This is a genomic window from Metabacillus hrfriensis, assembly GCF_030127205.1.
In the GTDB taxonomy this organism is placed as follows: domain Bacteria; phylum Bacillota; class Bacilli; order Bacillales; family Bacillaceae; genus Bacillus_P; species Bacillus_P dongyingensis.
The window spans coordinates 300,546-325,000 of record NZ_CP126116.1; the positions used below are offsets into that span (position 1 = coordinate 300,546).

At 46.4% G+C, this 24,455-nt stretch carries 8 protein-coding genes, 7 rRNA genes and 2 riboswitches (1 of these 17 only partly in view); all 15 genes read left to right on the top strand.

Translation table 11 applies throughout. The features are described 5' to 3' along the window. Positions 1-180: 180 nt before the first annotated feature. The gene (locus QLQ22_RS01695; protein ID WP_423246220.1) at positions 181-1,227 is read left to right on the top strand and encodes an NAD(P)/FAD-dependent oxidoreductase; all 1,047 of its coding nucleotides are present in this window, start codon (positions 181-183) and stop codon (positions 1,225-1,227) included. 281 nt (positions 1,228-1,508) lie between these two features. After that, positions 1,509-2,447 (top strand): DUF1672 family protein, encoded by a 939-nt coding sequence (locus QLQ22_RS01700; RefSeq protein WP_284015885.1) that lies wholly within the window; start codon positions 1,509-1,511, stop codon positions 2,445-2,447. Positions 2,448-2,460: 13 nt separating this feature from the next. Then, a complete protein-coding gene (locus QLQ22_RS01705) occupies positions 2,461-4,563 on the top strand; it encodes an SA1320 family protein (RefSeq protein ID WP_284015886.1) in 2,103 nt (700 codons plus the stop codon). Positions 4,564-4,773: 210 nt separating this feature from the next. Then, complete coding sequence (locus QLQ22_RS01710; protein ID WP_284015887.1) at positions 4,774-5,736, top strand: AAA family ATPase; 963 nt, start codon at positions 4,774-4,776, stop codon at positions 5,734-5,736. Beyond that, entirely contained in the window at positions 5,736-6,956 is a 1,221-nt protein-coding gene (locus QLQ22_RS01715; RefSeq protein ID WP_284015888.1) for a DUF58 domain-containing protein, read from the top strand. Before QLQ22_RS01710 ends, QLQ22_RS01715 begins: the two co-directional genes overlap by 1 nt. After that, complete coding sequence (locus QLQ22_RS01720) at positions 6,953-9,136, top strand: transglutaminase TgpA family protein (protein ID WP_284015889.1); 2,184 nt, start codon at positions 6,953-6,955, stop codon at positions 9,134-9,136. Before QLQ22_RS01715 ends, QLQ22_RS01720 begins: the two co-directional genes overlap by 4 nt. A gap of 30 nt (positions 9,137-9,166) precedes the next feature. Beyond that, positions 9,167-9,268, top strand: a riboswitch (purine riboswitch). A 159-nt stretch (positions 9,269-9,427) separates the two neighbouring features. Then, positions 9,428-10,960: a glutamine-hydrolyzing GMP synthase gene (gene guaA, locus QLQ22_RS01725; protein WP_420828850.1), complete on the top strand. Its 1,533-nt coding sequence runs from the start codon at positions 9,428-9,430 to the stop codon at positions 10,958-10,960. 80 nt (positions 10,961-11,040) lie between these two features. Then, positions 11,041-11,142, top strand: a riboswitch (purine riboswitch). Between the two features lie 153 nt (positions 11,143-11,295). Then, positions 11,296-12,621, top strand: a complete 1,326-nt coding sequence (locus QLQ22_RS01730) for an NCS2 family permease (protein WP_223439065.1) — start codon at positions 11,296-11,298, stop codon at positions 12,619-12,621. A gap of 343 nt (positions 12,622-12,964) precedes the next feature. Continuing rightward, positions 12,965-14,502 (top strand): 16S ribosomal RNA (locus QLQ22_RS01735). A 234-nt stretch (positions 14,503-14,736) separates the two neighbouring features. Continuing rightward, positions 14,737-17,667: ribosomal RNA gene (locus QLQ22_RS01740) — 23S ribosomal RNA — on the top strand. A gap of 86 nt (positions 17,668-17,753) precedes the next feature. Further along, positions 17,754-17,869: ribosomal RNA gene (gene rrf / locus QLQ22_RS01745) — 5S ribosomal RNA — on the top strand. 212 nt (positions 17,870-18,081) lie between these two features. Next, positions 18,082-19,619 (top strand): 16S ribosomal RNA (locus tag QLQ22_RS01750). 234 nt (positions 19,620-19,853) lie between these two features. Then, positions 19,854-22,784 (top strand): 23S ribosomal RNA (locus QLQ22_RS01755). 90 nt (positions 22,785-22,874) lie between these two features. Then, positions 22,875-22,990, top strand: a 5S ribosomal RNA gene (gene rrf, locus QLQ22_RS01760). Positions 22,991-23,203: 213 nt separating this feature from the next. Continuing rightward, positions 23,204-24,455, top strand: a 16S ribosomal RNA gene (locus QLQ22_RS01765); it runs 286 nt beyond the window's last position. Together the 16S, 23S and 5S rRNA genes form the textbook arrangement of a ribosomal RNA operon.

A 24,455-nucleotide genomic window follows, 5' to 3' on the forward strand; every position in this document is an offset into this window, starting at 1 on the left:
AATGATTATCAATATCGAACAAGAAAAGTCTATAATTCTTTTTAACTATTGTCAATAGCTGTTTGTCTTGTCAAAACCAAGAAAACACGATATATTTAATTGAGAATGATAATCAATGATGATTGGGTGGAAGTGGCATCCTATTATATAGAGTCTTACGCTAAGGGAGTGTTGAGTGTGGTGGGGAATGAAATATTTGATGTGACAGTTATAGGGGGCGGTCCTGCGGGGCTTTATTCGGCTTTTTACAGCGGACTGAGAGAAATGAAAACAAAGATAATTGAATATCAGCCGCAGCTCGGCGGAAAAGTTCATGTGTATCCTGAGAAAATGATCTGGGATATAGGAGGCCTTACTCCCATTTCCGGAGCACAATTAATTGAGCAGCTCGTTAAACAGGGGTTAACGTTTCATCCTGAAGTAGTGCTGAATGAAAAAGTAGAATCCATCTCAAAAAATGAAGAAGGCATTTTCGTGCTGAAGGCTGCATCCGGACGCGCACATTATTCTAAAACCGTTATTGCAGCAGTGGGCGGGGGGATCTTGAATCCTCAGAAGCTCGAAATTGAAGGGGCAGAGAGATTTGAAGTCTCAAACTTGAACTATACTATAAAATCATTAAAGCGTTTTAAGGATAAAACCGTCATCATATCAGGCGGGGGGAATTCAGCCATTGATTGGGCGCTTGAATTAGAGCCAGTTGCCAAAAAAGTATATGTCGTCTACCGGAAGGATGCATTAAAAGGACATGAAGCACAGGTGACGCAGCTGATGAACAGTACAGCTTCGTGTTTATTTCACACATCCATTACAAAGCTGATGGCCTCTGAAGATCATGAAAGAATTGAGCGTGTGGAACTGACGAATCATGAAACTGGAGAAAGTTCTTATTTATCTATTGATGAAGTCATCATTAATCATGGGTATGAACGTGATGCGGCGCTCCTTCAAAACAGCCAGCTGAACATTGCGCTTGCAGAAGAGTTCTATATTGCCGGCAATGAGTCGAGCGAATCATCTGTTGAAGGTCTTTTTGCTGCAGGTGACATCCTCATGCACAGCGGGAAGCTGCATTTAATCGCCGGAGCTTTTCAGGATGCGGCAAATGCCGTAAACAAAGCAAAGCAGTACATACAGCCGGATGCACACAAATCAGCAATGGTGTCCTCCCACAATGAAGTGTTTAAAGAGCGGAACAGGGAACTTGTAAAAGAAATGATGAAATAGAGGAATAGTAGAAAGGGCTTTCCGTTTGGGGAAGTCCTTTTTCTTTAAGCAAAAGCTCAACTGACATGCTTGAAAATTCTAAATATGGGGTATTTATACAATTGAATAGTGCGGATATCTTTAGCTTTACTAGTTAGAAAGTATTGGCCGCTCTCACTTACAGCTGTGAGCATAGACTTATTTCCTCTCTTCAGTCCAATCCTTCATGTAAAAACCTTCCTTATTCCTATAAAATAAAAGAAAATCATTGATTCGATGCCATCCAATAGGAGGACAACTGAGTGAACTATAAAAAGAAACTAATCATATCAAGCGTGGGTTTATCATTAATGCTCGGAGGGTGTTCTGACATGAATAACGCAGGGACTGAAAAAGAGACTGAAAAACAAACAGCAGCACAACATGAAAAGCAAACGGAAGATGTGTATGTAAGTGTCCAAGATTACAAGGGAGAAGGGTATGAGCTTGATAACGGCGAGAAGACCGACAAAATTGCCGAAGCAAATCGTGAAGAGATTGACCAGGCAGTGAAGGCGTTCTTTCAGGATACATATAAGACAGAGGTGAAAGTGCACAACGTGGTAGGAGCTGTAGACGGAGCAACGGTATTTGTGGAGTCCGTTGGTGAGCCGCATTTTTATACTTTTGCCATTGTGCCGATTGATGTAAATGAAGAGAAGATTCTAACTGATAAGGTTGAGTCTCAAGAAGGTCAGGTAGAAGATGCGATCATGACTGGCTTATTCGCTATGATTTTTGATGAGGAGATAGCTGTTCTTGATCAATACATGGAAAAAGCAGTAAGTGAACATCCGGTAACCGGTATTACTCGAGAGGCTTTACAGAAAGTACGTGCTGGAGGATTTAGCACCCCGTATTATTATATAAATACTGCAGGAGATAAGTTTGACGTTCTTTTTGATGAATATTTGAAAGATCCTCAAAAAAGTTCTGAGGAATGGAAGGCTTTTTACAGCAAAGATATGTATGAGCCAGAAGATATTATTACAACGGTTTATCTTTATATGGAAGATAAAAACGCTGAACCTAACAAAGCAGTATTTGACAAAATCGTTTCTGGTATTGAAAAGACAATAGGTCTGCCTAAAGGCTCCTATAGTGTTTATTTAAATGATAATCTCGTAGATAAGACAAATTCGCGTGGAGTCAAAGACAATTCATTAGAGAGATCATTTCCAAATGACATTATTAGAGAGTGAGAGGAGGGATTAGATGTCTCGCATTACAACAAACGTTTTTGCACCGCCAACAAGTGATAAAGACTTAATGGAATTAGCTGGCTATCATGCTTATATGAATTATGATGTTAGAACCAAACTAAAGATAAATGATTCCAATTATACAGTATTGAATACAAAGAATAATGAAGCAACGGGATTGAATGCATTAACAGTTGTAAACATGGAAAATAAAGAAGTCTCCGTCGTCTACGTCGGCACGAACCCGAGTCAAAAACAAGATCTCCTGACAGATCTCCAACTGATGAGCGATCTGACACCGGCACAGATTGCTGATGCCAGAGATTACTTCAATGAAATGGATCAGAAATATCAGAGTGCCGGCGGAATCAAGTCGATGTCAGGGAATTCCCTCGGCGGAGCTCTTGTTGGGTCAATCGCCATTGAACACCCTGATGTAAAAGCAGTTACTCTGAATCCTGCCCTCCTTCCTGCAGGCATGATGGAACCTGACATGGAATACAGCAATATTACAAATTACTTCAGCAGCTATGACCCTTTAACAAAAGGACTGTCTGGTCTTGACCTTCATTCCCGAATTCCCGGCCATCAGTATGAAATTTTCAATGGAATCCCAGTACCTTCGTTTGAACATTTAGGGACAAACCATACAGGGTACTTACGAAAAGAAGACGGTTCTCAATCTTATAAAATTGGTATGCCAGGGCAGACTGGAGAGGGAGAAATTTTTATAGATGCCGATACGCATATTGTGACGAGCCTCTGGACCGGAAGTCCTCTCTATGGAGGAAATACAGATTACATTGAGATCAATAAAGAAAATCTCATCGTGCTTGCTGAAAGGATAGACAGTCAGGTAAAGGCAAGGATTGCAACAGCAAAAGATTATCTCGCAAATTCTGTAGAAATTATTGAAGATGAGGGAAGCAGGCTGTATGAACGGATTTCCATGCTGCAGCATATTTTTGAGGAGTCATTTGAAAACTCGATTGGTGATCCTCTTTTTATTGGGATTACATCTGCAGGCAGCTGTTTAAAAGGAGAAATAGATAATCTGATTTCACTGCTGGAGCGCGCGGAAGCATATTGCAGATCTCTTAACTCTGTTTTAAATTCCCCACCGGCCGAACTTGTGGAGCACATGTTTAATGTTGATGTCAATGTAGAAGGATTATTCGGAAAAGCCAGGAATCAGCTTTATGAGATAAGAGATGAAGTAGAGGGACTCTCTCGAATGCTCGGGAATATGATATCTGATCTGATTCCGGATCTGTTCAAAGGTGGAACGGACCTTTGGTATGATGCAGTAGTAGGAGAACTTAGAGCTCATTTTGACATAATAAATGGAAACAAAGATAAACTCGTTGAACATATTGAACAATTCAGTGCTCAAGTAAATGGTACAGCTGATTCATTTGAGAGCAGAGATCAATCAATAGGAGGAAACATAAGAGCAGGGACAGAGGTAGCAGATGAAGCAGTTCCTGTCCAAAAAACAACTTCCTTTGTCTTAGAGGAGTCTCCTTATTTGAAAGTGGGCATGCGCATCAAAGAGGTGCAGCTTGATGTGGCGTTCACTGCATTTAAGAGTTTTGCATATATAAAGGTTTTTCCGTTCATCGTTGCTTTAAAAACGCTCGCAGAGTTTATTGAAATAACTCTTGAGGGTATTTCTGCAGCAATAAAAGGAGCAGCGAACCTTGGAATGAACCACACACTGCCTGGAAAACTAATCGGCATTTTTACGGATTTTGATGATAAGATTACTGCTTATGTCCATAACACGCTTAAACCATTGGATGAGATGGCTGCTACTGTTGAAGGGATCAGAGATGGGGCGGAAAGGCTCATGTTTCAATTTCCATCCCTTGTTTCAAATTTCCGCCCATACCTTGATCAAGCCATTTTCAATGCAACAAGTTATGCGAATGTCCAATTATATAATCTTGCGGCGTTCGCTATTCTCAGAGAAATGGAAATGACGTTTACTGATGTAGTTACACAGCTTGGACAAAACAAAGCAAACGCCATCGAGGCTCTTTGCGACGTTTCTCAAAAGGTGACTTCCAATATGGGTCAATTGGGTGAGCAGGTCGACCGCGGGACAATGAATTAAAAGCAAAGATATGAAAGCCGCTTATAGCAAGTTAAGCGGCTTTTTTCCCTGAATCAGCTCAAAAAGTTCTTAGATTTGTATTATGCAAAAGGTTTCGTGTTATTGTTAAGAAAAGATTAAATATGTAAAAAGAAACAGGAATTTGTCGCTTCGTTCCGAACTATATTAAAGTTAAGCAACTTATCGATAAATGGTTCTAGGAGGAATAGTATGGCTCAAAATGAAACGATGCATCCTAAACTAGGTAAAGTGATTGAAAATATAGAACGTGTCATGGTCGGAAAACGCGATGTAGCAGTGCTCAGCCTGGTTGCCATATTGGCTGAAGGCCACGTTTTGCTTGAAGATGTCCCTGGTGTCGGGAAAACCATGATGGTCAGATCTCTTGCCAAATCGGTAGGAGCAGATTTTAAACGAATTCAATTCACTCCTGATTTATTGCCGTCTGATGTAACAGGAGTTTCTATTTATAATCCGAAAACGCTGGAATTTGAATACCGCCCGGGTCCTATTATGGGAAATATCGTCCTTGCCGATGAAATTAACCGCACGTCGCCTAAAACACAATCCGCGTTATTAGAAGGAATGGAAGAAGCGAATGTTACGGTTGATGGTGTAACGAAATCCCTTGGGCGTCCATTCTTTGTCATGGCAACACAGAACCCGATTGAATACGAAGGCACTTATCCGCTCCCTGAGGCCCAGCTTGACCGTTTTCTTTTCAAAATCAGAATGGGCTATCCGACTCCAGGAGAAGAGCTTGAAATTCTGAACCTTGCTGAAAAAGAAAGACCGATTCACCATATACAGGCTGTCATCACAAAAGAAGAATTAGTAGAGCTTCAAAAAGAAATACAGTCAATCTATGTAGATGAGACAGTGAAACGATATATAGTCGAGCTTGTTACAAAGACGCGCAAACATCCTTCCGTCTACTTAGGTGCAAGTCCCCGCGGATCCATCGCACTTATGAAATCCGCACAAGCCTTTGCTTTCCTGTATGGCCGTGACTATGTCATTCCTGATGATATCCAATATCTGGCCCCTTATACACTTCCTCACCGGATGATCTTAAAATCAGAAGCGAAATATGAAGGAAAATCGTCTGAACAGCTGCTTTCTGAAATTATTTCAAGAACTTCTGTGCCGGTACAAAGGTCGATGAGCAATTAATGAAATCCTTTTTTCTTAAAATCCGCTATGTCTGGAAGCTTGTGAGTCTTTTGTTTTTTACGGCTGTCACATTTGCATATGCCATGTTTCAGGGAGGATTTGTGAGCTGGTTTTTGTTTTACAGCTTTCTGCCGATCTCCATTTATTCGCTTCTGATTGCCATATATCCAATCAGAACCTTTCAAGTCACACGATCCATCAATCAGGAGCAATTTTTAGTAGGGGAAAAGTTAATTGGGACAATCACAATCAAAAGGAACGTTCCTTTTCCATTGTTCTATTTAATAGTAGAAGACATTCTGCCAGAGAAACTGTCCGCGCAGAAATTAATGAGTGAACCGAAAAAGCTTTTGTTCCCATGGTTTAAGAAGACAATCACCATGCAATATGAATTGAAGCGAATGCCGAGGGGCGAGCACCGCTTTACAGAAGTCCGGGTCCGAACGGGAGATCTGTTTGGCCTCATCGATAAAGAGATGATATTTAAGTCGGAAAATTACTTCCTCGTTTATCCCCATTCTGTAGACTTGACCTATCGTCAACATGAGAAGCAGTTTGAACAGGGAGCAACAAATTCTAAAGCGAAATTCTGGCAGGATACCACAATGGCAATCGGGATAAGGGAATATCAGCCTGGAGACCGTTTTTCGTGGATTGACTGGAAGGCAACAGCAAGAAGAGACCGCATTATGACGAAAGAGTTTGAACAAATGCAAAGTCATGATGTCGTGCTCATGATGGACAGGGTAAAGTCTGATGCTTTTGAAGAAATCGTCACGTTTTCTGCCTCGCTTGCTAGGGCGATTATAAAAAGCGGGGCCAAAATGGGGTTTGTTTCATTTGGAAGGGAAAAAACAGTGTTCTCCCTGAAGGAAACAGAACAGCACCTACAGCAGATTTACTATCACCTGGCAAAAGTGGATTGTGACAGCGGGCGTTCTTTTGCGGATGTAACTGAAAGCGAACTGCCGGTTTGGCAATCAAAAAATGTGACGCCATTGCTCGTAACTGCAAGCCTGTCACTCGATTTAGTCAGAAAACTTGAACTTATTGGAAGCCGGAATCACTCTACGTTCGTGTTCCTCATTAAGAGAGAAGGAGAAAGGATTTCAAGCGAAGAAAAAGTGATGATAGAACGGCTGATGAAACGAAGGATTATGATAAAAGCAGTTAGTGCAGGCAGATTTGAAGATGCATTCAAAGAGGTGAGTACGCTGTGAGCGAAAACTTTGATAAACTGACATCCGCCTACATCTACTACGGATTTGCATTCCTGCTGCTGTGGGAATGGCTAAGGCCGCTGCAGGACTTCACGGAAACAGGGAATACCGTGGTGTTTGTCCTTTTTATTGGACTCAGCTTCTTGTTTATTTCGGTTAAGGCTCGCTGGTATATAGGAGCTCTAGTTAAAATCTTTTACATTTTATTTGTCCAGCATCTTTTGTTTTTTGAAGGATCTTTTTTCAGCCCTGCATGGATTGGATTATTTATAGGAGATATTAGTAATAATGCAGCCTTAATGATGGAAGCAAATTGGATGGAGATTTCCTCTCCTTTTCGTACACTGCTGTTCTTTGTTCTTTTATGGCTGCTTGTTTATCTGATTAATTACTGGATCATCTTTCAAAAACGCATCATGTTCTTTTTTATCATCACAATTGTCTATGTGACTGTGCTTGATACGTTTACAGAATATGATGCGAGCTTTGCCATTGTAAGAATTGTCGTCATTGGTTTTGTTTTAATCGGTCTGCTTTATCTGGAAAGGATCAAAATCCTTGAAAGAATTAAAAGAGAGCGCTATATGACGATAAAGTGGGTGCTGCCGCTTTCCGCTTTAATAGGCTGCGCCGTGCTAGTCGGTATTCTTTCTCCAAAAGCCGAACCGCAATGGCCTGATCCTGTTCCGTATTTGACGGCATATGGGGGCTCGGAGGGAGGGCCAAACGGCACTGTTAATAAGATTGGCTACGGTCCAAATGATGAACAGCTGGGCGGAGCTTTTGTCGCTGATGATACCCCTGTTTTTACTGCGGTTGCCGAAGACCGACATTACTGGAGAGTGGAAACAAAGGATTTATACACGGGTAAAGGATGGGATGTTTCAGATTCTGAAGCCGAATCTGTTCAAATGGATCCTGAAAACATCACTATTTCATCGACGGTAGAGGGGGTAGACACTGTTCCGCTTACAGCAAGTGTAGAGATTGATGATCAATACCGGTATGACCATGTCATATATCCTGCCGGAATTAAGTCTGTCACGCTTCCGCGGGATTCAGCATTAGACGTGAATCCACTAACGGAACTGATGACACCGCGTCTGGCAGAGAACAGAGGGAACTTTTCACCTGGATCCTACGTGGCAGCCTATGAGTTTCCGGACTTTAAAATTGATGAGCTCCGTAAGGTTTCATCAAATAATGGTGTACCGGAGGATATCCGTGCGCGTTTTACCCAGCTGCCTGAGGAGCTTCCGCAGCGGGTGCGGGATTTGGCTTTGGAATTAACGTCTGGTAACGATAATTATTATGATAAGGCGAAATCTATTGAAACCTACCTCGGAGGGTCGCAGTTTACGTATGAAACGACAGACGTTGCTGTACCAAGAGGTGAAGAGGATTACGTGGATCAATTTCTTTTTGAAACCTTCAAGGGGTATTGTGATAACTTTTCGACCTCGATGATTGTTTTGCTTCGTGCTGCAGATATTCCGGCACGATGGGTAAAAGGGTATTCAGACGGAGCGTTTATCCAAAACCTTGGCGGGAATCAGAAAGAGTACAAGATTACGAACAATAATGCTCATTCATGGGTAGAGGTTTACTTCAGCGGGATAGGCTGGGTGCCGTTTGAACCGACCAAAAGCTTTACAAATCCATATGATTTTACCTTTAATTTGGATTCTCAGGAACGTGCAGAAACGGAAACACCGGAACAATCTCAGCCTGAGAAAGAGCCTGTCACTGAGGAAAACAATACTCCGCAATCGAGCAGCTCAAACAGCAGTTCATGGCCATTTTCCATACAAATTGGAAGTACAGCCTTCTATCTTATCCTGATAGCGGCTGTGATGATTGCCTTTACTTTATATAAAACCAGGTTAAGATGGATGCCATATTTAATCTTGTACACTTATAAGCACCGCAAAGACGAAAAAGTGTACGGCGATGCATATGTCGCACTGTTAAAGCAGCTTGAGCGTTATGGATTAAAGCGACATGAGGGACAAACACTGCGGGACTATGCAAGGTATGTTGATTCCTTTTTTGACGTGCGCGATATGACCAAACTGACAGCCAGTTATGAAAAGTCTCTCTACCGAGGGGACAATTCGAAAGAAGAATGGATAAAATCAAAGGAATTGTGGGAAAATTTAATTAAAAAGATATCATCTTGACCGAATGACAGGACATTGTTAGAATAGGGAAAATTAATAGTACTTATCCTTCATATATCCTCGAAAATATGGTTCGAGAGTCTCTACCGGATTGCCGCAAATAATCTGACTATGAAGGCAGAATAGACGAGTGTAAAAGCTAGAATTCTGCCTTCTTTTCTTTTTGGATTGAAGGCATAGTTCTAGCTTTTTTTCTTAATTTTAGTAAAAGATGCATCAGTGTCTGACGCATGACCCCTCTTTATTCATAAAGGGGATATCTTTCGAATGAGGTGACCACCCGTGATAAACATGCAAGATGAAATGGTTGTAGTGTTGGATTTTGGAAGTCAATATAATCAATTAATCACCCGCAGGATTCGTGAGCTTGGTGTATACAGTGAGCTTCATCCGCATACACTTACGGCTGAAGAAATCAAGAAGATGAATCCTAAAGGAATCATTCTATCTGGAGGACCAAACAGTGTGTACGGCGAACAGGCTTTCCGCTGTGATGAAAAAATCTTCGACCTTGGAATCCCTGTCCTTGGCATCTGTTACGGAATGCAATTGATGACTCATTACTTGGGCGGAAAAGTAGAAGCTGCCAACCATCGTGAATATGGAAAAGCGACTTTGAACGTTCAAACAGAAACAGCATTGTTTGCGGATCTGCCAAAACAGCAGATCGTGTGGATGAGTCACGGTGATTTAGTGGCTGACATTCCTAGCGGCTTTATTGTCGACGCGACAAGCCCTGCATGTCCTTTTGCAGCGATCAGCAATGAAGAGCGCCGTCTTTATGGGGTACAGTTCCATCCGGAAGTACGCCATTCTGAGTTCGGGAATGATATGCTGAAAAACTTTGTATTTGGAGTTTGCGGCTGTTCAGAAGAATGGTCAATGGAAAACTTCATTGAAATGGAACTTCAGAAAATCCGTGAGCAGGTCGGCGAAAAGCAAGTTCTTTGCGCATTAAGCGGAGGGGTTGATTCTTCTGTAGTAGCAGTCCTGATTCATAAAGCTATCGGAGATCAGCTGACATGTATCTTTGTTGATCATGGTCTTCTTCGTAAAGACGAAGCAGAAGGCGTTATGAAAACATTCAGTGAAGGCTTCAACATGAATGTTATTAAAGTTGATGCAAAAGAGCGTTTCATGGATAAACTGCGCGGGGTCTCTGATCCTGAGCAAAAACGCAAAATCATCGGCAATGAGTTCATTTATGTATTTGATGACGAAGCTACAAAACTTAAAGGCATCGAGTTCCTTGCTCAAGGAACTCTTTATACAGATATTATTGAGAGCGGCACGGCAACAGCTCAAACGATTAAATCTCATCACAATGTAGGCGGACTTCCGGAGGACATGCAGTTTAAACTGATTGAGCCTTTGAATACCCTCTTTAAGGATGAAGTGCGTGCATTGGGATCTGAGCTTGGAATTCCTGATGAAATCGTTTGGCGTCAGCCTTTCCCTGGACCAGGACTTGGAATCCGTGTATTAGGAGCGATTTCTGAAGAAAAGCTTGAAATCGTTCGTGAATCGGATGCAATTTTACGTGAGGAAATTGCTAAAGCAGGACTTGAAAGAGATATCTGGCAATACTTCACAGTTCTTCCTGACATCCGCAGTGTAGGTGTTATGGGTGATGCAAGAACATATGATTATACAATTGGAATCCGTGCGGTTACTTCTATCGATGGGATGACGTCTGACTGGGCGCGCATTCCGTGGGAAGTGCTTGAGCTCATCTCAACCCGCATTGTGAATGAAGTAAAACATATTAATCGCGTTGTTTATGACATCACGAGCAAGCCACCAGCAACCATTGAGTGGGAATAGACGAACGAAAACGAACATTTTTAATTAAATGTTCGTTTTTTATTGACGACTTTATACCTACGCTGTTAATATGAGGGTACACAAAATTTGTCTAAATACGTCGTATAAAGTTGGGGATATGGCCCAAAAGTTTCTACCAAGCTGCCGTAAAGAGCTTGACTACGAGGTGTTATATAAGATTGGGATTCCGGGATCCGTTCTGGAACCAGTCCTATCTAATATCGTTGTCGTCAAGCGCTCCCGCAGCAAGCAGGAGCGCTTTTTTGAACTTATTCTATTTTTTGCGGGCATGCCCCATGCTTAAAACGACGTTTAAGATAGTAGGAGGATTTTAGATGAAGAAGTATTTTCAATTTGAGGAGCTGGGCACCAATTACCGCCGCGAGATTATTGGCGGGTTAACAACCTTCCTGTCCATGGCATATATCTTATTTGTCAATCCGCTGACATTATCCCTTGCGTCAGTGCCTGATTTTCCTAATGAGCTTAGAATGGATCAGGGTGCCGTATTTACAGCTACAGCTCTTGCAGCTGCAATTGGGTCTCTGCTGATGGGGCTCATAGCCAGATATCCGATTGCACTCGCGCCGGGTATGGGATTAAATGCTTTCTTTGCCTTCACTGTTGTACTTACGATGGGTATTCCTTGGCAGACTGCCCTATCAGGGGTGCTTGTTTCCGGGTTGATCTTTATTGTTTTAACAACTTCAGGTCTTCGTGAAAAAATTATCAACTCCATTCCGGAAGAATTGAAACACGCAGTTGGAGCGGGTATCGGATTATTCATCACTTTTGTCGGCTTTCAAAATGCAGGCATCATCACAAATAATGATGCGGTGTTAGTGGGTCTTGGGAATCTAAAAGACGGAAATGCACTTCTTGCTATTTTCGGGGTTTTCATCACAGTCATCTTTATGGTTAAACGCATTAATGGCGGAATCTTCTATGGAATGATCCTAACAGCTATTATGGGCATGATCTTTCAATTAATTGATGTGCCGACTCAAGTAGTAGGAGCTGTTCCGAGTCTTGAGCCAACGTTTGGCGCAGCTTTCCAAAATCTTGATCAGCTGCTAACGCTTCAAATGCTTGTGGTCATTCTGACATTCCTGTTTGCGGATTTCTTTGACACGGCTGGAACTCTTGTAGCTGTTGCCAATCAGGCTGGTCTTATTAAAGAAAACAAGCTGCCAAGAGCCAGCAAAGCATTATTTGCCGATTCAGCAGCAACAGTAATTGGCTCTATCTTAGGTACATCTACTACTACATCTTATATTGAATCTTCTGCGGGTGTAGCAGCAGGGGCGAGAACAGGATTTGCTTCTGTCGTAACAGCTGCTCTGTTCTTGCTTGCTCTGTTCTTCTCGCCGCTGCTGAGTGTCATCACAGCGCCAGTTACAGCTCCTGCATTAATTATAGTAGGTATTCTCATGGTTTCTTCCCTTGGGAAAATTGACTGGAACCGATTTGAAATGGCTGTTCCGGCTTTCTTGACAATAATCGCAATGCCGTTAACGTACAGCATCGCAACTGGAATTGCCATCGGGTTCATCTTCTATCCGGTTACAATGATTGTAAAAGGAAAAGCAAAAGAGATTCATCCAATTATGTATGGATTGTTCGTCATCTTCATTCTCTACTTCGTCTTTTTGGCAGGATAATAATAGATAAAAAAAAGAGGTGCTCCGGCATCTCTTTTTTTTTTGTTGACTTTAGCTTAATAGATTGGTATTCTATCTCTTGTGCCTTTTAAGAGCGCCTTGCAGATAAATAAATGGCCTTTTAAAAAAACGTTGACTCTCTTAAGTTATCGTGGTATATTAATAGCTGTTGTCGCAAACAAACGACAATGTGAAATGAAAAAAGTTGTTGACTTTATCAATCTAGTATATTATGATTGGAAAGTTACACTTGATGCAAATGATCTTTGAAAACTAAACAAAACCAAAAGCGTACCAAACGTTTTAAATTTTTGAAGTCAGCAACAAATTGAGTCACAAATTTTCTTCGGAGAGTTTGATCCTGGCTCAGGACGAACGCTGGCGGCGTGCCTAATACATGCAAGTCGAGCGGACCTCTTCGGAGGTTAGCGGCGGACGGGTGAGTAACACGTGGGCAACCTGCCTGTAAGACTGGGATAACTCCGGGAAACCGGAGCTAATACCGGATAGTATCTTGAACCGCATGGTTCAAGTTGGAAAGACGGTTTCGGCTGTCACTTACAGATGGGCCCGCGGCGCATTAGCTAGTTGGTGAGGTAATGGCTCACCAAGGCAACGATGCGTAGCCGACCTGAGAGGGTGATCGGCCACACTGGGACTGAGACACGGCCCAGACTCCTACGGGAGGCAGCAGTAGGGAATCTTCCGCAATGGACGAAAGTCTGACGGAGCAACGCCGCGTGAGTGATGAAGGTTTTCGGATCGTAAAACTCTGTTGTTAGGGAAGAACAAGTGCGAGAGTAACTGCTCGCACCTTGACGGTACCTAACCAGAAAGCCACGGCTAACTACGTGCCAGCAGCCGCGGTAATACGTAGGTGGCAAGCGTTGTCCGGAATTATTGGGCGTAAAGCGCGCGCAGGCGGTTTCTTAAGTCTGATGTGAAAGCCCCCGGCTCAACCGGGGAGGGTCATTGGAAACTGGGAAACTTGAGTGCAGAAGAGGAGAGTGGAATTCCACGTGTAGCGGTGAAATGCGTAGAGATGTGGAGGAACACCAGTGGCGAAGGCGACTCTCTGGTCTGTAACTGACGCTGAGGCGCGAAAGCGTGGGGAGCGAACAGGATTAGATACCCTGGTAGTCCACGCCGTAAACGATGAGTGCTAAGTGTTAGAGGGTTTCCGCCCTTTAGTGCTGCAGCTAACGCATTAAGCACTCCGCCTGGGGAGTACGGTCGCAAGACTGAAACTCAAAGGAATTGACGGGGGCCCGCACAAGCGGTGGAGCATGTGGTTTAATTCGAAGCAACGCGAAGAACCTTACCAGGTCTTGACATCCTTTGCCACTTCTAGAGATAGAAGGTTCCCCTTCGGGGGACAAAGTGACAGGTGGTGCATGGTTGTCGTCAGCTCGTGTCGTGAGATGTTGGGTTAAGTCCCGCAACGAGCGCAACCCTTGATCTTAGTTGCCAGCATTCAGTTGGGCACTCTAAGGTGACTGCCGGTGACAAACCGGAGGAAGGTGGGGATGACGTCAAATCATCATGCCCCTTATGACCTGGGCTACACACGTGCTACAATGGATGGTACAAAGGGCTGCGAGACCGCGAGGTTTAGCCAATCCCATAAAACCATTCTCAGTTCGGATTGCAGGCTGCAACTCGCCTGCATGAAGCTGGAATCGCTAGTAATCGCGGATCAGCATGCCGCGGTGAATACGTTCCCGGGCCTTGTACACACCGCCCGTCACACCACGAGAGTTTGCAACACCCGAAGTCGGTGGGGTAACCGCAAGGAGCCAGCCGCCTAAGGTGGGGTAGATGATTGGGGTGAAGTCGTAACAAGGTAGCCGTATCGGAAGGTGCGGCTGGATCACCTCCTTTCTAAGGAAGATATGAGGACGCTTTTGGTTTTTGTTTAGTTTTGAGAGATCATTCTCTCTATGATAGAAGACAAATCATCCGATTTGTCGGTTGTTCTTTGAAAACTAGATAACGTAATTGATAACAAGTAATTCACTGAGATTTACGCTTACCATAATTAGTGATTTTCTAGACATTTATGTCTAAACAAACAACGAAATGCGAAACGCATCTTATGATGCGGTTGACCATTTAGGTTAAGTTATGAAGGGCGCACGGTGGATGCCTTGGCACTAGGAGCCGATGAAGGACGGGACTAACACCGATATGCTTTGGGGAGCTGTAAGTAAGCTTTGATCCAGAGATTTCCGAATGGGGAAACCCACTGTTCGTAATGGAACAGTATCTTTATCTGAATACATAGGATAATGAAGGCAGACCCGGGGAACTGAAACATCTAAGTACCCGGAGGAAGAGAAAGCAAACGCGATTTCCCAAGTAGCGGCGAGCGAAACGGAATTAGCCCAAACCAAGAGGCTTGCCTCTTGGGGTTGTAGGACACTCTATACGGAGTTACAAAGGAACGGGGTAGATGAAGCGACCTGGAAAGGTCCGTCAGAGAAGGTAATAACCCTGTAGTCGAAACTTCGTTCCCTCCAGAGTGGATCCTGAGTACGGCGGGACACGAGAAATCCCGTCGGAAGCAGGGAGGACCATCTCCCAAGGCTAAATACTCCCTAGTGACCGATAGTGAACCAGTACCGTGAGGGAAAGGTGAAAAGCACCCCGGAAGGGGAGTGAAAAGATCCTGAAACCGTGTGCTTACAAGTAGTCAGAGCCCGTTAATGGGTGATGGCGTGCCTTTTGTAGAATGAACCGGCGAGTTACGATCCCGTGCAAGGTTAAGTTGATGAGACGGAGCCGCAGCGAAAGCGAGTCTGAATAGGGCGTTTTAGTACGTGGTCGTAGACCCGAAACCAGGTGATCTACCCATGTCCAGGGTGAAGTTCAGGTAACACTGAATGGAGGCCCGAACCCACGCACGTTGAAAAGTGCGGGGATGAGGTGTGGGTAGCGGAGAAATTCCAATCGAACCTGGAGATAGCTGGTTCTCTCCGAAATAGCTTTAGGGCTAGCCTCAAGTATGAGAGTCTTGGAGGTAGAGCACTGATTGGACTAGGGGCCCTCATCGGGTTACCGAATTCAGTCAAACTCCGAATGCCAAAGACTTGCTCCTTGGGAGTCAGACTGCGAGTGATAAGATCCGTAGTCAAGAGGGAAACAGCCCAGACCACCAGCTAAGGTCCCAAAGTATACGTTAAGTGGAAAAGGATGTGGAGTTGCTTAGACAACCAGGATGTTGGCTTAGAAGCAGCCACCATTTAAAGAGTGCGTAATAGCTCACTGGTCGAGTGACTCTGCGCCGAAAATGTACCGGGGCTAAACGTATCACCGAAGCTGTGGACTGTTCTTACGAACAGTGGTAGGAGAGCGTTCTAAGGGCGTTGAAGCTAGACCGTAAGGACTGGTGGAGCGCTTAGAAGTGAGAATGCCGGTATGAGTAGCGAAAGAGGGGTGAGAATCCCCTCCACCGAATGCCTAAGGTTTCCTGAGGAAGGCTCGTCCGCTCAGGGTTAGTCGGGACCTAAGCCGAGGCCGAAAGGCGTAGGCGATGGACAACAGGTTGATATTCCTGTACCACCTCCTCACCATTTGAGCAATGGGGGGACGCAGGAGGATAGGGCAAGCGCGCTGTTGGATATGCGCGTCCAAGCAGTTAGGCTGAGAAGTAGGCAAATCCGCTTCTCATATAAGGCTGAGCTGTGATGGCGAGGGAAATTTAGTACCGAAGTTCCTGATTCCACACTGCCAAGAAAAGCCTCTAGCGAGGTGAGAGGTGCCCGTACCGCAAACCGACACAGGTAGGCGAGGAGAGAATCCTAAGGTGAGCGAGAGAACTCTCGTTAAGGAACTCGGCAAAATGACCCCGTAACTTCGGGAGAAGGGGTGCTTTTTAGGGTTCATAGCCCTGAAAAGCCGCAGTGAATAGGCCCAGGCGACTGTTTAGCAAAAACACAGGTCTCTGCGAAGCCGCAAGGCGAAGTATAGGGGCTGACGCCTGCCCGGTGCTGGAAGGTTAAGAGGAGAGGTTAGCGCAAGCGAAGCTTTGAATTGAAGCCCCAGTAAACGGCGGCCGTAACTATAACGGTCCTAAGGTAGCGAAATTCCTTGTCGGGTAAGTTCCGACCCGCACGAAAGGCGTAACGATCTGGGCACTGTCTCAACGAGAGACTCGGTGAAATTATAGTACCTGTGAAGATGCAGGTTACCCGCGACAGGACGGAAAGACCCCGTGGAGCTTTACTGTAGCCTGATATTGAATTTTGGTACAGCTTGTACAGGATAGGTAGGAGCCTTGGAAGCCGGAGCGCCAGCTTCGGTGGAGGCATTGGTGGGATACTACCCTTGCTGTATTGAAATTCTAACCCACAGCCCTGATCGGGCTGGGAGACAGTGTCAGGTGGGCAGTTTGACTGGGGCGGTCGCCTCCTAAAATGTAACGGAGGCGCCCAAAGGTTCCCTCAGAATGGTTGGAAATCATTCGCAGAGTGTAAAGGCACAAGGGAGCTTGACTGCGAGACCTACAAGTCGAGCAGGGACGAAAGTCGGGCTTAGTGATCCGGTGGTTCCGCATGGAAGGGCCATCGCTCAACGGATAAAAGCTACCCCGGGGATAACAGGCTTATCTCCCCCAAGAGTCCACATCGACGGGGAGGTTTGGCACCTCGATGTCGGCTCATCGCATCCTGGGGCTGTAGTCGGTCCCAAGGGTTGGGCTGTTCGCCCATTAAAGCGGTACGCGAGCTGGGTTCAGAACGTCGTGAGACAGTTCGGTCCCTATCCGTCGTGGGCGCAGGAAATTTGAGAGGAGCTGTCCTTAGTACGAGAGGACCGGGATGGACGCACCGCTGGTGTACCAGTTGTCTTGCCAAAGGCATCGCTGGGTAGCTATGTGCGGAAGGGATAAGTGCTGAAAGCATCTAAGCATGAAGCCCCCCTCAAGATGAGATTTCCCATCACATTAGTGAGTAAGAACCCTGAAAGATGATCAGGTTGATAGGTCTGAGGTGGAAGCGCGGTGACGTGTGGAGCTGACAGATACTAATCGTTCGAGGACTTAACCACAGTCTAATAAAGTGTAAAACCTGAGTGAAACTTGTTATCATACGTTATTTAGTTTTGAAAGAATAACTCTTTCTAATTGCATATTGTCTGGTGATGATGGCAAAGAGGTCACACCCGTTCCCATGCCGAACACGGAAGTTAAGCTCTTTAGCGCCGATGGTAGTTGGGGGTTTCCCCCTGTGAGAGTAGGACGTTGCCAGGCTGTAGCAATGATTGTGAGCAGCCTCTGCTGTAAGTGATCTGCGGTTCAATCCGCTAAGCTATTTTTTAAAAAAGTTGTTGACTTTATCAATCTAGTATATTATGATTGAAAAGTTGCACTTGAAGCAAATGATCTTTGAAAACTAAACAAAACCAAAAGCGTACCAAACGTTTTAAATTTTTGAAGTCAGCAACAAATTGAGTCACAAATTTTCTTCGGAGAGTTTGATCCTGGCTCAGGACGAACGCTGGCGGCGTGCCTAATACATGCAAGTCGAGCGGACCTCTTCGGAGGTCAGCGGCGGACGGGTGAGTAACACGTGGGCAACCTGCCTGTAAGACTGGGATAACTCCGGGAAACCGGAGCTAATACCGGATAGTATCTTGAACCGCATGGTTCAAGTTGGAAAGACGGTTTCGGCTGTCACTTACAGATGGGCCCGCGGCGCATTAGCTAGTTGGTGAGGTAATGGCTCACCAAGGCAACGATGCGTAGCCGACCTGAGAGGGTGATCGGCCACACTGGGACTGAGACACGGCCCAGACTCCTACGGGAGGCAGCAGTAGGGAATCTTCCGCAATGGACGAAAGTCTGACGGAGCAACGCCGCGTGAGTGATGAAGGTTTTCGGATCGTAAAACTCTGTTGTTAGGGAAGAACAAGTGCGAGAGTAACTGCTCGCACCTTGACGGTACCTAACCAGAAAGCCACGGCTAACTACGTGCCAGCAGCCGCGGTAATACGTAGGTGGCAAGCGTTGTCCGGAATTATTGGGCGTAAAGCGCGCGCAGGCGGTTTCTTAAGTCTGATGTGAAAGCCCCCGGCTCAACCGGGGAGGGTCATTGGAAACTGGGAAACTTGAGTGCAGAAGAGGAGAGTGGAATTCCACGTGTAGCGGTGAAATGCGTAGAGATGTGGAGGAACACCAGTGGCGAAGGCGACTCTCTGGTCTGTAACTGACGCTGAGGCGCGAAAGCGTGGGGAGCGAACAGGATTAGATACCCTGGTAGTCCACGCCGTAAACGATGAGTGCTAAGTGTTAGAGGGTTTCCGCCCTTTAGTGCTGCAGCTAACGCATTAAGCACTCCGCCTGGGGAGTACGGTCGCAAGACTGAAACTCAAAGGAATTGACGGGGGCCCGCACAAGCGGTGGAGCATGTGGTTTAATTCGAAGCAACGCGAAGAACCTTACCAGGTCTTGACATCCTTTGCCACTTCTAGAGATAGAAGGTTCCCCTTCGGGGGACAAAGTGACAGGTGGTGCATGGTTGTCGTCAGCTCGTGTCGTGAGATGTTGGGTTAAGTCCCGCAACGAGCGCAACCCTTGATCTTAGTTGCCAGCATTCAGTTGGGCACTCTAAGGTGACTGCCGGTGACAAACCGGAGGAAGGTGGGGATGACGTCAAATCATCATGCCCCTTATGACCTGGGCTACACACGTGCTACAATGGATGGTACAAAGGGCTGCGAGACCGCGAGGTTTAGCCAATCCCATAAAACCATTCTCAGTTCGGATTGCAGGCTGCAACTCGCCTGCATGAAGCTGGAATCGCTAGTAATCGCGGATCAGCATGCCGCGGTGAATACGTTCCCGGGCCTTGTACACACCGCCCGTCACACCACGAGAGTTTGCAACACCCGAAGTCGGTGGGGTAACCGCAAGGAGCCAGCCGCCTAAGGTGGGGTAGATGATTGGGGTGAAGTCGTAACAAGGTAGCCGTATCGGAAGGTGCGGCTGGATCACCTCCTTTCTAAGGAAGATATGAGGACGCTTTTGGTTTTTGTTTAGTTTTGAGAGATCATTCTCTCTATGATAGAAGACAAATCATCCGATTTGTCGGTTGTTCTTTGAAAACTAGATAACGTAATTGATAACAAGTAATTCACTGAGATTTACGCTTACCATAATTAGTGATTTTCTAGACATTTATGTCTAAACAAACAACGAAATGCGAAACGCATCTTGTGATGCGATTGACCATTTAGGTTAAGTTATGAAGGGCGCACGGTGGATGCCTTGGCACTAGGAGCCGATGAAGGACGGGACTAACACCGATATGCTTTGGGGAGCTGTAAGTAAGCTTTGATCCAGAGATTTCCGAATGGGGAAACCCACTGTTCGTAATGGAACAGTATCTTTATCTGAATACATAGGATAATGAAGGCAGACCCGGGGAACTGAAACATCTAAGTACCCGGAGGAAGAGAAAGCAAACGCGATTTCCCAAGTAGCGGCGAGCGAAACGGAATTAGCCCAAACCAAGAGGCTTGCCTCTTGGGGTTGTAGGACACTCTATACGGAGTTACAAAGGAACGGGGTAGATGAAGCGACCTGGAAAGGTCCGTCAGAGAAGGTAATAACCCTGTAGTCGAAACTTCGTTCCCTCCAGAGTGGATCCTGAGTACGGCGGGACACGAGAAATCCCGTCGGAAGCAGGGAGGACCATCTCCCAAGGCTAAATACTCCCTAGTGACCGATAGTGAACCAGTACCGTGAGGGAAAGGTGAAAAGCACCCCGGAAGGGGAGTGAAAAGATCCTGAAACCGTGTGCTTACAAGTAGTCAGAGCCCGTTAATGGGTGATGGCGTGCCTTTTGTAGAATGAACCGGCGAGTTACGATCCCGTGCAAGGTTAAGTTGATGAGACGGAGCCGCAGCGAAAGCGAGTCTGAATAGGGCGTTTTAGTACGTGGTCGTAGACCCGAAACCAGGTGATCTACCCATGTCCAGGGTGAAGTTCAGGTAACACTGAATGGAGGCCCGAACCCACGCACGTTGAAAAGTGCGGGGATGAGGTGTGGGTAGCGGAGAAATTCCAATCGAACCTGGAGATAGCTGGTTCTCTCCGAAATAGCTTTAGGGCTAGCCTCAAGTATGAGAGTCTTGGAGGTAGAGCACTGATTGGACTAGGGGCCCTCATCGGGTTACCGAATTCAGTCAAACTCCGAATGCCAAAGACTTGCTCCTTGGGAGTCAGACTGCGAGTGATAAGATCCGTAGTCAAGAGGGAAACAGCCCAGACCACCAGCTAAGGTCCCAAAGTATACGTTAAGTGGAAAAGGATGTGGAGTTGCTTAGACAACCAGGATGTTGGCTTAGAAGCAGCCACCATTTAAAGAGTGCGTAATAGCTCACTGGTCGAGTGACTCTGCGCCGAAAATGTACCGGGGCTAAACGTATCACCGAAGCTGTGGACTGTTCTTACGAACAGTGGTAGGAGAGCGTTCTAAGGGCGTTGAAGCTAGACCGTAAGGACTGGTGGAGCGCTTAGAAGTGAGAATGCCGGTATGAGTAGCGAAAGAGGGGTGAGAATCCCCTCCACCGAATGCCTAAGGTTTCCTGAGGAAGGCTCGTCCGCTCAGGGTTAGTCGGGACCTAAGCCGAGGCCGAAAGGCGTAGGCGATGGACAACAGGTTGATATTCCTGTACCACCTCCTCACCATTTGAGCAATGGGGGGACGCAGGAGGATAGGGCAAGCGCGCTGTTGGATATGCGCGTCCAAGCAGTTAGGCTGAGAAGTAGGCAAATCCGCTTCTCATATAAGGCTGAGCTGTGATGGCGAGGGAAATTTAGTACCGAAGTTCCTGATTCCACACTGCCAAGAAAAGCCTCTAGCGAGGTGAGAGGTGCCCGTACCGCAAACCGACACAGGTAGGCGAGGAGAGAATCCTAAGGTGAGCGAGAGAACTCTCGTTAAGGAACTCGGCAAAATGACCCCGTAACTTCGGGAGAAGGGGTGCTTTTTAGGGTTCATAGCCCTGAAAAGCCGCAGTGAATAGGCCCAGGCGACTGTTTAGCAAAAACACAGGTCTCTGCGAAGCCGCAAGGCGAAGTATAGGGGCTGACGCCTGCCCGGTGCTGGAAGGTTAAGAGGAGAGGTTAGCGCAAGCGAAGCTTTGAATTGAAGCCCCAGTAAACGGCGGCCGTAACTATAACGGTCCTAAGGTAGCGAAATTCCTTGTCGGGTAAGTTCCGACCCGCACGAAAGGCGTAACGATCTGGGCACTGTCTCAACGAGAGACTCGGTGAAATTATAGTACCTGTGAAGATGCAGGTTACCCGCGACAGGACGGAAAGACCCCGTGGAGCTTTACTGTAGCCTGATATTGAATTTTGGTACAGCTTGTACAGGATAGGTAGGAGCCTTGGAAGCCGGAGCGCCAGCTTCGGTGGAGGCATTGGTGGGATACTACCCTTGCTGTATTGAAATTCTAACCCACAGCCCTGATCGGGCTGGGAGACAGTGTCAGGTGGGCAGTTTGACTGGGGCGGTCGCCTCCTAAAATGTAACGGAGGCGCCCAAAGGTTCCCTCAGAATGGTTGGAAATCATTCGCAGAGTGTAAAGGCACAAGGGAGCTTGACTGCGAGACCTACAAGTCGAGCAGGGACGAAAGTCGGGCTTAGTGATCCGGTGGTTCCGCATGGAAGGGCCATCGCTCAACGGATAAAAGCTACCCCGGGGATAACAGGCTTATCTCCCCCAAGAGTCCACATCGACGGGGAGGTTTGGCACCTCGATGTCGGCTCATCGCATCCTGGGGCTGTAGTCGGTCCCAAGGGTTGGGCTGTTCGCCCATTAAAGCGGTACGCGAGCTGGGTTCAGAACGTCGTGAGACAGTTCGGTCCCTATCCGTCGTGGGCGCAGGAAATTTGAGAGGAGCTGTCCTTAGTACGAGAGGACCGGGATGGACGCACCGCTGGTGTACCAGTTGTCTTGCCAAAGGCATCGCTGGGTAGCTATGTGCGGAAGGGATAAGTGCTGAAAGCATCTAAGCATGAAGCCCCCCTCAAGATGAGATTTCCCATCACATTAGTGAGTAAGAACCCTGAAAGATGATCAGGTTGATAGGTCTGAGGTGGAAGCGCGGTGACGTGTGGAGCTGACAGATACTAATCGTTCGAGGACTTAACCACAGTCTAATAAAGTGTAAAACCTGAGTGAAACTTGTTATCATACGTTATTTAGTTTTGAAAGAATAACATTCTTTCTTCAATTGCATATTGTCTGGTGACGATGGCAAAGAGGTCACACCCGTTCCCATGCCGAACACGGAAGTTAAGCTCTTTAGCGCCGATGGTAGTTGGGGGTTTCCCCCTGTGAGAGTAGGACGTTGCCAGGCTGTAGCAATGATTGTGAGCAGCCTCTGCTGTAAGTGATCTGCGGTTCAATCCGCTAAGCTATTTTTTAAAAAAAGTTGTTGACTTTATCAATCTAGTATATTATGATTGAAAAGTTGCACTTGAAGCAAATGATCTTTGAAAACTAAACAAAACCAAAAGCGTACCAAACGTTTTAAATTTTTGAAGTCAGCAACAAATTGAGTCACAAATTTTCTTCGGAGAGTTTGATCCTGGCTCAGGACGAACGCTGGCGGCGTGCCTAATACATGCAAGTCGAGCGGACCTCTTCGGAGGTCAGCGGCGGACGGGTGAGTAACACGTGGGCAACCTGCCTGTAAGACTGGGATAACTCCGGGAAACCGGAGCTAATACCGGATAGTATCTTGAACCGCATGGTTCAAGTTGGAAAGACGGTTTCGGCTGTCACTTACAGATGGGCCCGCGGCGCATTAGCTAGTTGGTGAGGTAATGGCTCACCAAGGCAACGATGCGTAGCCGACCTGAGAGGGTGATCGGCCACACTGGGACTGAGACACGGCCCAGACTCCTACGGGAGGCAGCAGTAGGGAATCTTCCGCAATGGACGAAAGTCTGACGGAGCAACGCCGCGTGAGTGATGAAGGTTTTCGGATCGTAAAACTCTGTTGTTAGGGAAGAACAAGTGCGAGAGTAACTGCTCGCACCTTGACGGTACCTAACCAGAAAGCCACGGCTAACTACGTGCCAGCAGCCGCGGTAATACGTAGGTGGCAAGCGTTGTCCGGAATTATTGGGCGTAAAGCGCGCGCAGGCGGTTTCTTAAGTCTGATGTGAAAGCCCCCGGCTCAACCGGGGAGGGTCATTGGAAACTGGGAAACTTGAGTGCAGAAGAGGAGAGTGGAATTCCACGTGTAGCGGTGAAATGCGTAGAGATGTGGAGGAACACCAGTGGCGAAGGCGACTCTCTGGTCTGTAACTGACGCTGAGGCGCGAAAGCGTGGGGAGCGAACAGGATTAGATACCCTGGTAGTCCACGCCGTAAACGATGAGTGCTAAGTGTTAGAGGGTTTCCGCCCTTTAGTGCTGCAGCTAACGCATTAAGCACTCCGCCTGGGGAGTACGGTCGCAAGACTGAAACTCAAAGGAATTGACGGGGGCCCGCACAAGCGGTGGAGCATGTGGTTTAATTCGAAGCAACGCGAAGAACCTTACCAGGTCTTGACATCCTTTGCCACTTCTAGAGATAGAAGGTTCCCCTTCGGGGGACAAAGTGACAGGTGGTGCATGGTTGTCGTCAGCTCGTGTCGTGAGATGTTGGGTTAAGTCCCGCAACGAGCGCAACCCTTGATCTTAGTTGCCAGCATTCAGTTGGGCACTCTAAGGTGACTGCCGGTGACAAACCGGAGGAAGGTGGGGATGACGTCAAATCATCATGCCCCTTATGACCTGGGCTACACACGTGCTACAATGGATGGTACAAAGGGC